The 13200-nt window shown below is 39.1% G+C and carries 21 protein-coding genes; 17 read left to right on the top strand and 4 right to left on the bottom strand.

The window, feature by feature from the left end; translation table 11 throughout:
• The first annotated feature begins 26 nt into the window (after window positions 1-26).
• The 13 genes from rpsE to dsbD all read left to right on the top strand — a co-directional run bounded on the left by rpsE (window position 27) and on the right by dsbD (window position 7948).
• A complete protein-coding gene (gene rpsE, locus AOC35_RS12345) occupies window positions 27-548 on the top strand; it encodes a 30S ribosomal protein S5 (protein ID WP_108647412.1) in 522 nt (173 codons plus the stop codon).
• Between the two features lie 14 nt (window positions 549-562).
• A complete protein-coding gene (gene rpmD / locus AOC35_RS12340; RefSeq protein WP_084285856.1) occupies window positions 563-748 on the top strand; it encodes a 50S ribosomal protein L30 in 186 nt (61 codons plus the stop codon).
• A gap of 22 nt (window positions 749-770) precedes the next feature.
• Entirely contained in the window at window positions 771-1211 is a 441-nt protein-coding gene (gene rplO, locus AOC35_RS12335; protein ID WP_108648833.1) for a 50S ribosomal protein L15, read from the top strand.
• 33 nt (window positions 1212-1244) lie between these two features.
• Entirely contained in the window at window positions 1245-2558 is a 1314-nt protein-coding gene (secY, locus tag AOC35_RS12330; protein WP_211307568.1) for a preprotein translocase subunit SecY, read from the top strand.
• Window position 2559: 1 nt separating this feature from the next.
• Window positions 2560-2778 (top strand): translation initiation factor IF-1, encoded by a 219-nt coding sequence (infA, locus tag AOC35_RS12325; RefSeq protein WP_084285861.1) that lies wholly within the window; start codon window positions 2560-2562, stop codon window positions 2776-2778.
• A gap of 23 nt (window positions 2779-2801) precedes the next feature.
• Entirely contained in the window at window positions 2802-2918 is a 117-nt protein-coding gene (gene rpmJ, locus AOC35_RS12320; protein ID WP_084285863.1) for a 50S ribosomal protein L36, read from the top strand.
• Window positions 2919-2943: 25 nt separating this feature from the next.
• Window positions 2944-3309 carry a 30S ribosomal protein S13 gene (gene rpsM, locus AOC35_RS12315; RefSeq protein ID WP_108647408.1) on the top strand — a complete coding sequence of 122 codons (366 nt, stop codon included), beginning with the start codon at window positions 2944-2946 and terminating at the stop codon, window positions 3307-3309.
• Window positions 3310-3327: 18 nt separating this feature from the next.
• Window positions 3328-3732: a 30S ribosomal protein S11 gene (gene rpsK, locus AOC35_RS12310; protein ID WP_108647406.1), complete on the top strand. Its 405-nt coding sequence runs from the start codon at window positions 3328-3330 to the stop codon at window positions 3730-3732.
• A gap of 83 nt (window positions 3733-3815) precedes the next feature.
• Entirely contained in the window at window positions 3816-4439 is a 624-nt protein-coding gene (rpsD, locus tag AOC35_RS12305) for a 30S ribosomal protein S4 (protein WP_108647404.1), read from the top strand.
• A gap of 26 nt (window positions 4440-4465) precedes the next feature.
• A complete protein-coding gene (locus tag AOC35_RS12300) occupies window positions 4466-5446 on the top strand; it encodes a DNA-directed RNA polymerase subunit alpha (protein WP_108647402.1) in 981 nt (326 codons plus the stop codon).
• A 15-nt stretch (window positions 5447-5461) separates the two neighbouring features.
• The gene (gene rplQ / locus AOC35_RS12295; protein WP_108647400.1) at window positions 5462-5854 is read left to right on the top strand and encodes a 50S ribosomal protein L17; all 393 of its coding nucleotides are present in this window, start codon (window positions 5462-5464) and stop codon (window positions 5852-5854) included.
• 110 nt (window positions 5855-5964) lie between these two features.
• Window positions 5965-6300 (top strand): divalent-cation tolerance protein CutA, encoded by a 336-nt coding sequence (cutA, locus tag AOC35_RS12290; RefSeq protein ID WP_108647398.1) that lies wholly within the window; start codon window positions 5965-5967, stop codon window positions 6298-6300.
• Between the two features lie 25 nt (window positions 6301-6325).
• Complete coding sequence (dsbD, locus tag AOC35_RS12285) at window positions 6326-7948, top strand: protein-disulfide reductase DsbD (protein ID WP_159077579.1); 1623 nt, start codon at window positions 6326-6328, stop codon at window positions 7946-7948.
• 18 nt (window positions 7949-7966) lie between these two features.
• On the opposite strand, the gene hemB is transcribed toward dsbD, so the two are convergent.
• Window positions 7967-8989, bottom strand: a complete 1023-nt coding sequence (gene hemB, locus AOC35_RS12280) for a porphobilinogen synthase (RefSeq protein ID WP_108647393.1) — start codon at window positions 8987-8989, stop codon at window positions 7967-7969.
• A gap of 16 nt (window positions 8990-9005) precedes the next feature.
• Entirely contained in the window at window positions 9006-9659 is a 654-nt protein-coding gene (yihA, locus tag AOC35_RS12275) for a ribosome biogenesis GTP-binding protein YihA/YsxC (protein WP_108647391.1), read from the bottom strand.
• Window positions 9660-9746: 87 nt separating this feature from the next.
• On the opposite strand from yihA, the gene AOC35_RS12270 reads away from it, so the two are divergent.
• The gene (locus AOC35_RS12270; protein ID WP_108648832.1) at window positions 9747-10424 is read left to right on the top strand and encodes a c-type cytochrome; all 678 of its coding nucleotides are present in this window, start codon (window positions 9747-9749) and stop codon (window positions 10422-10424) included.
• A 94-nt stretch (window positions 10425-10518) separates the two neighbouring features.
• Here the strand turns inward: AOC35_RS12270 and lysA are convergent, their stop codons facing one another.
• Window positions 10519-11799 carry a diaminopimelate decarboxylase gene (lysA, locus tag AOC35_RS12265; protein WP_108647388.1) on the bottom strand — a complete coding sequence of 427 codons (1281 nt, stop codon included), beginning with the start codon at window positions 11797-11799 and terminating at the stop codon, window positions 10519-10521.
• A 7-nt stretch (window positions 11800-11806) separates the two neighbouring features.
• Complete coding sequence (locus AOC35_RS12260; protein ID WP_108647386.1) at window positions 11807-12067, bottom strand: lipoprotein; 261 nt, start codon at window positions 12065-12067, stop codon at window positions 11807-11809.
• A gap of 57 nt (window positions 12068-12124) precedes the next feature.
• Between AOC35_RS12260 and cyaY the strand changes: the two genes are divergently transcribed.
• The 3 genes from cyaY to AOC35_RS12245 all read left to right on the top strand — a co-directional run bounded on the left by cyaY (window position 12125) and on the right by AOC35_RS12245 (window position 13189).
• On the top strand, window positions 12125-12484 hold the full coding sequence (gene cyaY, locus AOC35_RS12255; RefSeq protein ID WP_108647384.1) for an iron donor protein CyaY: 360 nt from the start codon (window positions 12125-12127) through the stop codon (window positions 12482-12484).
• A 115-nt stretch (window positions 12485-12599) separates the two neighbouring features.
• Entirely contained in the window at window positions 12600-12782 is a 183-nt protein-coding gene (locus tag AOC35_RS12250; RefSeq protein ID WP_108647381.1) for a type II toxin-antitoxin system HicA family toxin, read from the top strand.
• Window positions 12783-12796: 14 nt separating this feature from the next.
• Complete coding sequence (locus AOC35_RS12245) at window positions 12797-13189, top strand: type II toxin-antitoxin system HicB family antitoxin (protein WP_108647379.1); 393 nt, start codon at window positions 12797-12799, stop codon at window positions 13187-13189.
• Window positions 13190-13200 lie beyond the last annotated feature (11 nt).

Below are 13200 nucleotides of genomic sequence, written 5' to 3'. Positions count from 1 at the left end.
GCGGATAAAGGTCAAGGAAAAAGATTATGGCAAAAATGCAAGCAAAGATGCAATCCGAAGAGCGTGATGACGGTTTGCGCGAAAAGATGATCGCGGTTAATCGTGTAACCAAGGTAGTTAAAGGCGGACGTATTTTAGGATTCGCTGCCTTAACAGTAGTTGGTGACGGTGACGGCAGGATTGGTATGGGTAAGGGCAAATCAAAAGAAGTGCCTGTTGCTGTTCAAAAGGCAATGGATGAAGCACGTCGCAAAATGATTAAAGTTCCACTTCGTCAAGGTACCTTGCAACATACAGTTATTGGTGAGCATGGCGCGTCACGAGTTTTGATTTCACCGGCTAAAGAAGGTACAGGCGTTATTGCTGGCGGTCCAATGCGTGCAATTTTTGATGTAATGGGTGTGACAAACGTAGTGGCTAAATCTATCGGCTCTACTAACCCATACAACATGGTGCGTGCAACGATTAACGGTCTTGCAAAGATGAGTACACCTTCAGAGATTGCTGCTAAACGTGGCAAGACTATTGAAGAAATCTTAGGTAATTAAGAATCGAGAAAAACATGGCAGAAAATAAAACGGTAAAAATCCAATTAGTGCGTAGCTTAATCGGTACACGTGAAAGCCACAGAGCTACAGTGCGTGGCCTTGGTTTAGGTCGTGTTAATACAACATCGGAACTTGTTGATACTCCTGCTGTGCGCGGAATGATGAATAAAGTTTCTTATCTCATTAAAGTTCTTAACTGAGTAATACATTTCAGAGGATATGATGGAACTAAATAATTTAAAACCAGCAGCTGGTGCAAAACACGCAAAACGTCGTGTTGGCAGAGGTATTGGTTCAGGACTAGGCAAAACAGCTGGACGTGGTCACAAAGGACAAAAATCTCGTTCAGGCGGATTCCATAAAGTAGGTTTTGAAGGCGGTCAAATGCCTTTATATCGTCGTTTACCAAAGCGTGGCTTCGTGTCTTTAACAAGACGCTCTGTCGGCGAAGTAACTCTTTCTGATTTACAAGCTTTAGATGTCTCAGAGATCGATTTAATTGTTTTAAGACAAAGTGGTTTAGCTAATGAGCAAATTAAATCTGTAAAAGTAATCAAGACTGGTGAGCTAACACGTGCTGTTACTCTAAAAGGATTGACTGCTACTGCCGGTGCTCGTGCTGCAATTGAAGCAGCTGGCGGTAAAATCCTTGAGGAAGTGTAATTAATGGCAATTAAACCGTCTAACGTAGCTAGTATGGCTAAAGCTGGAAATAAATTTGGAGATTTAAAAAATCGCCTCATTTTTCTAGTAATGGCTTTACTGGTTTATCGACTTGGCGCACACATTCCAGTTCCTGGTATTGATCCGAATCAATTAGCCAGCCTTTTCAATGATGCCAAAGGTGGCATCTTGGGAATGTTTAATTTGTTTTCAGGTGGTGCACTTTCTAGGTTTACTGTTTTTGCTTTAGGTATCATGCCTTACATCTCTGCATCGATCATTATGCAGCTAGTAACGGTAGTTATTCCTTCAATGGAAGCGCTCAAAAAAGAAGGTCGTTCTGGCCAAAGAAAGATTACTCAATATACGCGCTACAGCACGGTGCTCTTGGCAACTTTTCAAGCTCTAGGTATTGCAATCGCCCTTCAGTCTCAAAAAGGTTTAGTAATTAATCCAGGTATTCTTTTCGAAATTACAACTGTTGTAACTCTAGTTACTGGAACCATGTTTTTAATGTGGTTGGGTGAGCAGGTAACTGAACGTGGTTTAGGTAACGGTATTTCAATTATCATCTTTGCTGGTATTGCTTCTGGTTTACCTAATGCAATTGGTGGCCTTCTAGAATTAGTAAGAACTGGCGCAATGAGTATCATTTCAGCCATCTTAGTTGTTATTGTAGTTATGGCGGTTACGTACTTTGTGGTCTTTGTAGAAAGAGGACAAAGAAGAATCCTTGTTAATTATGCTAAAAGACAAGTAGGAAACAAAGTTTATGGTGGCCAGTCTTCACATCTACCATTAAAGTTAAACATGGCTGGCGTGATTCCCCCTATCTTCGCCTCAAGTATTATTTTGTTTCCAGCAACGATTGCTCAGTGGTTTACCTCTGGCGAGAATACGAATTTTGTAACACGGTTTGTTAAGGATTTAAGCGGTACTTTACAACCTGGACAGCCGATTTATATTATTCTTTATGCAACAGCTATCGTCTTTTTCTGTTTCTTTTACACCGCTTTAGTTTTCAATAGCCGTGAAACTGCAGATAACTTAAAAAAGAGTAGTGCATTTGTTCCAGGGATTCGTCCTGGTGATCAGACTGCCAAGTATATCGATAAAATTTTAGCAAGATTAACATTGGCTGGTGCTGCGTACATCACAATCGTTTGTTTGCTACCTGAGTTTTTAGTTCTAAATTGGAATGTTCCGTTTTATTTTGGCGGTACTTCCTTATTAATTATTGTTGTTGTTACGATGGACTTTATGGCGCAGGTTCAATCTTACGTAATGCAGCAACAGTATGGTTCGTTAATGAAGAAAGCCAACTTCAATATGGGACCGGGTGCTTGATATGGCAAAAGATGATGTCATTCAAATGGCCGGAGAGATAGTTGAAAATTTACCTAATGCTATGTTTCGTGTGAAGTTAGAAAACGGGCACGTAGTTTTGGGTCATATTTCGGGAAAGATGCGGATGCACTACATCCGTATTCTGCCAGGTGATAAGGTTACTGTGGAAATGACTCCATACGACTTAACACGTGCGCGGATCATCTTTCGCGCTAAGTAGTTTGATTTTTATAGAGGTGAGTGATGAAAGTATTGGCATCTGTTAAGTGTATCTGCCGTAACTGCAAGATCATTAAACGTAAAGGCGTATTGCGTGTGATTTGTTCAACAGATCCACGTCATAAGCAACGTCAAGGTTAAGTAGATTTAATTTAGAGGAATTTATATGGCACGTATCGCCGGGGTTAATATCCCAAACCATAAACATACTGTAATCGGATTAACTTCGATTTTCGGCATCGGTTTTACACGCGCAAGAAAGATTTGCGAGTCAACTGGTGTTCCTGAATCAAAGAAAGTCAAGGATTTGACTGACGCCGATTTAGAAAAAATTCGTGAGCAAGTTGGTTTAGTTGCCACTGAAGGAGATCTTCGTCGTGAAATTACGATGAATATCAAACGTCTCATGGACTTAGGCTGTTATCGTGGCGTTCGTCACCGTAAAGGCTTACCTGTTCGTGGTCAACGTACTAAAACCAATGCGCGTACTCGCAAAGGCCCTCGTAAGGCTGGCGTGGCATTGAAGAAATAATAGGAAAGCGAAACTAATATGGCAAAACCACAACAATCGAATGCTGCTTCACGTGTTCGTAAAAAAGTTAAAAAGAATATTGCTGACGGCATTGCACACGTGCATGCCTCGTTTAACAATACGATTGTAACTATTACAGACCGTCAAGGTAATGCACTTTCTTGGGCAACATCTGGTGGACAAGGTTTCAAAGGTTCTAGAAAATCTACTCCATTTGCGGCTCAGGTTGCTGCTGAAGTTGCTGGTAAGGCAGCTATTGAATGCGGTATTAAGAACTTAGAAGTTCAGATCAAAGGCCCAGGTCCTGGTCGCGAGTCAGCTGTTAGAGCATTAAATGCTTTAGGCATCAAGATCACAGAAATTCAGGATGTTACACCCGTTCCACATAACGGTTGCCGTCCTCCAAAGCGCCGTCGTATTTAATATACTTCGGTTTATTTAAGACCACCGTTCAATTTAATTGAACTACCCATTGCGTAAAAGCAAAGGCAAAGAAAGGAATAAACGTGGCACGTTATATCGGCCCTAAGGCCAAATTATCACGTCGGGAAGGTACCGACTTATTTCTAAAGAGCGCACGTCGCGCTTTAGCTGATAAATGTAAATTAGATACAAAACCTGGTCAACACGGTAGAACTTCTGGTGCAAGAACATCAGACTACGGAAACCAGTTGCGTGAAAAGCAAAAAGTTAAAAGAATGTACGGTATTTTAGAGCGTCAATTCAGACGTTACTTTGCTGAAGCTGATCGTCGTAAAGGTAATACTGGCGAAACTTTATTAATTTTGCTTGAGTCACGTTTAGACAACGTTGTTTATAGAATGGGTTTTGGTTCTACTCGTTCAGAAGCTAGACAATTAGTTTCTCACAAGGCAATTTTAATCAATGGTGAAGTAGCGAATATTCCATCTATGCAAGTTAAGCCTGGTGATGTTGTTGCGATTCGTGACAAAGCTAAAAAGCAAACTCGCGTACAAGAATCTTTAACTTTGTCTCAACAGATTGGACAAGCAAGTTGGGTCTCTGTTGACACTTCTAAACTTGAAGGTGTTTTTAAGAAAACTCCAGATAGAGATGAAATCAGTGGTGATATCAACGAAAGTTTAATTGTCGAACTTTATTCACGTTAATTGAGGCATCCCCATAAGGAAAATATATGCAAACAACACTGCTTAAGCCCAAAATTATTTCAGTTGAAGCAACTGGCGACAACCAAGCTAAGGTTGTTATGGAGCCATTTGAACGTGGCTATGGCCACACTTTAGGTAACGCACTTCGCCGTGTTCTATTATCTTCTATGTCTGGCTATGCCCCAACTGAAGTAAGTATTGGTGGTGTAGTACATGAGTATTCAACTCTTGATGGTGTTCAAGAAGACGTAGTTAATCTTCTTTTAAACCTCAAGGGAATTGTATTTAAATTAGAGTCCCGTGATGAAGTAACATTGATGCTTCGTAAAGAAGGTCCAGCCATTGTAACGGCGGCTGATATTGATTTACCCCACGATGTTACTTTGATTAATCCTGATCATGTTATTGCTAATTTATCTGCTGGTGGTAAATTAGATATGCAGATTAAGATCGAAAAAGGTCGTGGCTATGTTCCAGGTAACATGCGCAATTACGCTGATGAACAAACTAAATTAATTGGACGCATTGTTCTAGATGCATCATTTAGTCCTATTAAGAGAGTAAGTTATGCAGTTGAGTCAGCACGTGTTGAACAACGTACGGACTTAGATCGTTTAGTAATGACCATCGAAACGAATGGTGTGATTTCTCCTGAAGAGGCAATCCGTCAATCAGCTGGAATTTTAGTTGATCAGTTAGTGGTGTTTGCTGCACTTGAAAATAACCAAATTTTAGGTGATATCCAAACTAGCCGTTCGCCAGTTGTAGATCCGATGTTGTTAAGACCAGTCGATGACTTGGAGTTAACAGTTCGTTCAGCAAATTGTTTGAAAGCTGAAAATATTTACTACATCGGTGATTTAATCCAAAGATCAGAAAATGAGTTGTTAAAAACTCCTAATCTTGGACGTAAATCTTTAAATGAAATTAAAGATGTTTTGGCCGCTAGAAGCCTAACTTTGGGTATGAAGTTAGACAATTGGCCGCCTGCTGGTCTTGAGAGATAATAGAAAGGAAGTATCATGCGTCACGGAAACGGACTGCGTAAATTAAACCGCACATCATCACATCGCTTAGCGATGTTACGTAACATGTCAAATTCATTATTGCAGCATGAATTGATTAAAACGACTTTACCAAAGGCAAAAGAATTACGCCGTGTAGTGGAGCCATTGATCACTTTAGGCAAAAAAGACAATCTCGCAAATCGTCGTTTAGCATTTAATCGCTTACGTGATAGAGATATGGTTACTAAATTGTTTAATGAACTGGGCCCACGCTATGCTGCGCGTCCAGGTGGTTATACTCGCATCTTAAAATTCGGTTTCAGAGTTGGTGATAATGCACCGATGGCTTTGGTTGAATTAGTTGATCGTCCAGAAGTAGATTTAGATTCCGCAGTCGAAGCAGAGTAAATCTACCCTAGGGGAAGAATAAAAGCCAGAAGACCTAAAGTCTTCTGGCTTTTTGTATGCGTGTTAATCAAACTTCTGCCACAATTGAGTTTTAAATAGCTCAAGCAACTATGCAATACGAACCAATTATTATTCAATTTTCAGTACCCAATAAAGAGGTTGCAGAACAAATTGGTACAACATTATTAATCGACAAACTAATAGCCTGTTTACATATCAGTGATGCAATCAGCAGCTTGTACCATTGGGAAGGCAAAATTGAGCAATCCAATGAATATGTTGTGCAAGTAAAAACTTTCAGTATTTTCTGGTCAGGTATAGAAACAAAAATATTGGAATTACACCCATATTCAGTACCTGAAATTATCGCCATTCCTATTCGAGATATTTCACATTATTACTATGTTTGGATGATTCAAGAAATCATTGAAAAAGGTAACAAGTAATCTTGATATTCGTTATTCTAAGCACATGTTAAAAAAACTACTCTCCATCGGATTCACATTTGTAAGTATCCTTACAGCTCAAAACACTTTGGCACGAACGGAGGAGTTTTTACCACCTGAGAAAGCATTTGAAATACGAGCTCAACTAAGCTCTGAAAGTTTAAAAGTAATATTTAAAGCAGCACCAGGCTATTACATGTACGAAGAGTCGATGCAATTACGATTGAAAGATTCTGATCAAAAAATAGTACCCAGCACACAACCCAAATCACATGAAAAGTTTGATAACAACTTTCAAAAAATAGTGAAAACTTATGATGGTGAAGTGGAATTTACCTATGACACAAAAGTTTTACCGGACACCAGCCCTTTATTGTTAGATGTGAATGTTCAGGGCTGTGCATCCCAAGGTATTTGTTACCCACCGATGTTAAGACGGATTACTCTGCAAGAGTATGGAAAAACTGTAAATTCAACCGATCCTGAATTAGCCAATTCTGAAATAGAAGCCGACAAAAAATTGTCATGGTGGGAAGTATCAGAGGATTTGAATGCGTTGAATCGATTATTAACCACAACTAGTCTACCGATTCTATTACTCTTATTTTTCTTATTGGGCATTGGCCTCGCATTTACTCCTTGTATGTTGCCAATGTTACCGATCTTATCCAGCGTTGTTTTTGGAACTATCGACCACCATTTATTGCCAAGAAAGAAAACGATCATTTTGGCCTTGTTTTACATTTTAGGGATGGCATGCGCATTTAGTTTGGCCGGTATGGCAACAGCATGGTTTGGAGCTGGTATTACTGCAAGCTTACAAAATCGATGGGTTTTGTTGGCATTTGGTGGATTAATGCTTATTTTGTCAGCCGCACTATTGGGATACTATGAGCTACAAATGCCCCAATCATGGCAATCCAAAGTAGACAAATGGATTGGTAAACATGAAGGCGGAAATATATATGGCGTTTTTGCACTAGGTGCTTTATCGAGTTTAGTTGCGAGCCCTTGTGTTTCAGCGCCACTTGCAGGCGTATTAACTTTTATTGCACAGAGTGGACAGGTGCAACTAGGTGGATTAATTTTGTTCGTAATGGCATGTGGCATGGGGGTCCCATTATTTTTATTTGCTTTAGGAGCCAGCCGTATAGTGCCAAGAGCGGGTAAGTGGATGCTCAGGGTTCAGAGATTTTTTGGTATTTTGATGGTTCTTTTAGCCTTGTGGGTGATGTTGCCGGCATTTCAGTCATTCTTCAAAGAAAGTAAAGTTGTTCATCAATCAAAAACCATCAATCAACAAATTTATGAAGTGGTTACGACTAATTCTGAATTAGACCAAAAACTGACTCATGCTAAAGAAAGTAAGGAAAAAGCAATTGTCATCATTTCCGCAGATTGGTGTGTTAGTTGTAAAGAGTTAGAAATACAAACCTTAGCGAATGAACAAGTTCAGACGAAATTAAAGGATTACAAACGCATTGAGGTTGATATTACGGAAATGGGGCCAGATCAAAAAGCCCTATTGAATCAATACAAAATCTTTGGACCACCCGCCATCTTATTGTTTGATTCCACTGGCGATGAGCAAAAATCTAAAAAAACCGTAGGGGTGGTCAGTCCACAAAAGCTACTTTTGTTACTCTAATTTAAAAAATAGAGTAACTTACTTTGATTGATTGATCAGCTTTGCAGCGTCGAGTGCAAAGTAAGTCAAAATACCATCAGCGCCAGCCCTTCTAAAGGCCATTAGAGACTCAATCATTACCTGGTCATGGTCAAGCCAACCATTTGCGGCGGCAGCCTTGAGCATTGCATATTCACCGCTCACCTGATAAACAAAAGTAGGGTAAGAGAACTCAGACTTGACCCGGCTCACGATATCAAGGTATGGCATACCCGGCTTTACCATCACCATATCAGCCCCTTCAGAAATGTCTAAAGCCACCTCTCTTAAAGCTTCATCGGTATTTGTAAAAGACATCTGATATGTCTTTTTGTTACTTTTCCCTAAATTTTTAGCAGAGCCGACCGCATCCCGAAATGGACCATAGAATGCTGAGGCATATTTAGCAGAGTAAGCCATGATTTGGGTATGAATAAAGCCATGAGCTTCTAGAGCGTTACGAATTTTGCCAATACGGCCGTCCATCATGTCTGAAGGAGCCACAATGTCAACACCGGCAGCCGCTTGAACTAAGGCTTGCTTTACTAAAATTTCAGAAGTGATTTCATTCAGAACATAACCGTTCTCATCAATCACGCCGTCTTGACCATGACTCGTGTAGGGGTCGAGCGCCACATCAGTCATAATGCCAAGATCCGGGTAATGCTCTTTTAAGGCCCTTACAACACGCGGAACTAAACCGTTGGGGTTGTACGCCTCAGCACCATCTAGTGACTTTAAATCAGGCTCAATTACGGGGAATAGGGCTAAGACAGGAACTCCTTGCTCAACGCATTCTTTTGCAATACCTAACAATAAATCCAACGATACTCGAAAGACGCCAGGCATTGAAGCAACGACATCTTTTTTGTTAGTACCTTCTTGAACAAAAACAGGATAAATAAAATTACGAGGACTAAGATCAGTTTCTTGCACTAATTTTCTAGACCACTCATGTAAACGAGAGCGTCTTGGACGATGAGTTGGAAATTGCAAAGATAAATGATTAATATGATTTGCCATAATAGTCCTAGTAACGTTAAATACTAATAGGGTTGGTGTCTCCAGATAAATCCAGCCAGTTACAAACTAAATCATCTGCCTCTTCAATCCCAATGCGTTTAATACTCGAAAATAATTGCGCAGTTAATAATCCGAATTTAGGATTTGTTGTATTTAATAATTTTAATTCATCACGCACCGAGTTTAAAACTAGCGCTTTTTCGGATTGATTTAATTTATCTGCTTTTGTAACTAATACATGGACAGGTTTGCCAGTAGGACAAAACCAAGCAAGCATGTTGCGGTCTAAATCAGTCAAGCCACGACGAGAATCAACAATTAAAACCATGCCCTTTAATTGGGCGCGTTCCTGTAAATAGGTACTTAATAACTTTTCCCAATGCGCTTTAATTTTAAAATCAACTCTAGCATAACCATAACCAGGTAAATCAACTAAATGCCCGAGTAGAATATCGTCTTTATCAGGAATACAGAAATAGTTAATATGCTGCGTTCTGCCCGGTGTTTTACTAGAGAAAGCTAGGCGTTTTTGATTACATAAAATGTTAATCGCAGTCGATTTACCTGCATTAGAACGACCCGCAAAGGCAATTTCTGGAATGAGATCCTTAGGTAAATCAACTAAGTGATTTACAGTAACAAAGAACTTCGCTTGTTGAATTTTTGACATAGTGAACCATTTTATGAAGATATTGTAAAATTACAAAGATAAAATCAACTCAATTACTTGGGAAACTATGAAATGCAAGCCAACAACATGAATAATATTAAATCCAGACTCAAATTAGCTGTTCTTTCAACGGCTTTAGTTTCTTTAGCAGCAAGCATCGGCGTCTTTAGCTTAGCTAATGCAAATGAACCAACTGCTCCACAAAAAATTGACATTAATGCTGGTGAAGCACTCTATTCTAACGGAGATGCCTCTCGAGGAATCGTGGCTTGCGTGGGATGTCATGGACCTAATGGTAATAGCGCTTCTGGAACCTGGCCGAAATTAGCTGGACAACATGCTGGTTACATTACAACCCAACTTAAACATTTTAAAGCAGGCGAGCGCGCAAACCCAGTAATGATGGGCATGGCTGCCGCACTTCAAGATGCTGATATGGCAAACATTGCAGCGTATTTAAATAAGCAAGTGCAGGCGCCTGGCACAGCAAAAAATAAAGAATCAATTGAACTTGGCAAAAGTATTTATAGAGGCGGTATAGCTTCTAAAAATGTACCAGCTTGTGCAGCATGTCACGGGCCTGCTGGTGCTGGAATACCAGTTCAATATCCACGCATTGGCGGACAATGGCCTGAATATACTGAAACACAATTGATTTCACTAAGAGCTGGGGAACGCAAAAATTTACAAATGAATATGATTGCAGCAAAACTATCCGATAGAGAACTTAAAGCAGTCGCGGATTATATCGCTGGCTTACATTAATTAAGTCGTTTTAAAATCAAATAACAACGGCCACTAAAAGTGGCCGTTGTTATTTATAGAAATCATTTCAAAAATAGACTTATCAAATAAAAAATCAAATGATACGTTCACCCTGATACAAATTTTCAAGAGTTTCTCGCTCTCGGATGACATGAACTACCATATCGTCAACCATAACTTCAGCTGCTCTAGGACGCGTATTGTAATTGGACGACATGCTGAAGCCATAAGCACCAGCAGATAAAATTGCCAAAACATCACCGGACACAACACTTAGTTTACGATCTCGACCTAACCAATCACCTGTTTCGCAAACTGGCCCGACCACGTCATATACGGATGAATCAGTACTGCTTGAGTTTATTGGAACAATTGCATGAAATGCCTCATACATTGCAGGGCGCATTAAGTCATTCATTGCTGCATCAACTATACAAAAATTTTTAGTCTCACCAGGTTTCAAATATTCTACTAGTGTTAGTAGTACACCAGCATTCCCCACTAAGGATCTACCTGGTTCGAAAATAACCTCTAAGTCTGTAAAGCCAGATTTCTCAATATGATCAAGCAGTGTATTTGCAAACTTTGTAATATCTGGGGGAGTGTCTCCGCCATAGTCAATGCCTAAACCACCTCCAATATCAAGATGTTGAATCGCAATACCAACCGTTTTTAATTCCTGAATCAGGGATAACACCCGATCAAGAGCATCTAAAAAAGGACTTATCTCTAAAATTTGAGATCCAATATGGCAATCAATGCCAACAATTTGAATATTAGACATTTGGTGAGCAACTTGGTAAGTGTGAATAACATCTTCAAAAGTAATACCAAATTTATTGTCTTTTAAACCCGTTGAAATATAAGGATGTGTTTTAGCATCTACATCAGGATTGACGCGTAGTGAAATGGGTGCCTTTAGTTGAAGGGAGCTAGCAATTTCATTAATACGAGTTAGTTCAGGTATTGATTCCACATTAAAACATTTCACGCCTGCTTTAAGAGCTGTAGCAATTTCAGAGTGGGATTTACCAACCCCTGAAAAAACACAATCTGAAGCCTTGCCACCTGCTGCAAGCACACGAGCCAGCTCACCTCCACTAACCAAGTCAAAGCCTGTACCAAGTTTAGAAAAAATATTCAGAATAGCCAAATTACTATTGGCCTTCATCGCGTAATGAACACGTGCACGACGCGTACCATCTTTTCTAAAGCAAGCTTTATCATAAGCATCAAAGGCATGAGTTAAAGCTTTTTTGGAGTAAACATAACAAGGAGTGCCAAACTCTTGCGCAATGGAAGAAAGTGAAACATTTTCTGCAAACCATTGACCATTTTGCTCAGAAAAACCAATTAATTGAGGAAGTGAAAGCATAGAATTATTATTTTAAAGGTGTTGGAACGTTTTTAATATTATCCGATGGTTGAGTTTTTTGACTCGGTTCATTAGAAATTGGAGAAGAAGGGGTAGTTGGCACCGTTGTATTTTTTTCTAAAGGATAAATTTTACCGATAGGTTCAGGCTTGCTCGGCATATTTGGCGTTGGACTTGGTGGAGGAAAAAATAAAGGTCCCTTAACACCACAAGCGCAAAGAAAAAAGAATAAAAAATAACTACAATAGGATTTAAAGGAATTTTTCATTATTTATCTAGTGGAAAAAATTGAAGCAAAAACTACATAAGGCTGACTGAATATATCATGCAAACGCCAATTGAAAAAATTGAAGATTCAGAATTTAAAGAATTAGCAAATCAAGCAATCGACAAAATAGAACAAGCCTTAGAAAAACTCTTCGAAACAACGGATTTTGACGTTGACACCCAAAGACAAGGCAGTAATGTATTGAATATAAAGTTTCCAAACAATACCGTTATTGTAATTAATCTCCAAACCCCATTGCATGAACTTTGGTTAGCAGCAAAAGAGGGCGGTTATCATTTTCGATGGTCAGGAACAAAAAAATCCCCTTTATGGCTAGACACCAAGACGAATGAAGAGTTCTTTACTTCGGTAGCCAAGCACGTCAAACAGCAAGGTGGAGTTGATTTAGCTCTTTAATTAATAATAATCTTTTGCTCTAATCCATTTAAACAAAAATAAAGACTTCCCACTTTTTAAAGTTGATTAACAAAAATGATTGTTAATTTGTGTGTATGATGTGTATAATTAAAAGATGAATAGTAAAGAACTAATCAAAAAATTAGAACTTGATGGTTGGAGATTAAATAGATCAAAAGGATCACATCATATCATTATCCATCCATCCAAAGTAGGTCACATAACAGTTCCCCACCCAAAAAAAGACCTAGGTATTGGATTAGTTAAAAGTATATTAAAGAATGCTGGCATTAACTAAAAAAAGGAAATTATATGAAATATCCTATTGCAATTGAGCCCGGCAACGAGAAATTAGCCTGGGGCGTTATAGTACCGGACTTAGATGGATGTTTTTCTGCCTCTGATTTAGGAATAGACGAAGCAATAGAAAACGCAAAAGAAGCAATTGAATTGTGGATTGAATTCGCACTCGATACGGGTAAAAAGATTCCAAAACCCAGTTTAATTACTGATTTGCAGAAGAAAAAAGAATTTAAGGGATATATTTGGGCAATTGCAGAGTTAAATCCTGCATTGTTGTCAGATGAAATTGAAAGAATAAATATATCTTTACCTAAAAGAGTTTTGGCTAGGTTGGATGCAAAAGCTAAATCCGCAGGAGAAAATCGATCCGGATATATCGCTCATTTAGCAATTACAAATTAAACAAAGAGTTT

Source organism: Polynucleobacter rarus (genome assembly GCF_003072505.1).
Classification (GTDB): Bacteria; Pseudomonadota; Gammaproteobacteria; order Burkholderiales; family Burkholderiaceae; genus Polynucleobacter; species Polynucleobacter rarus.
This window is presented reverse-complemented; position numbering and strand designations above follow the sequence as displayed.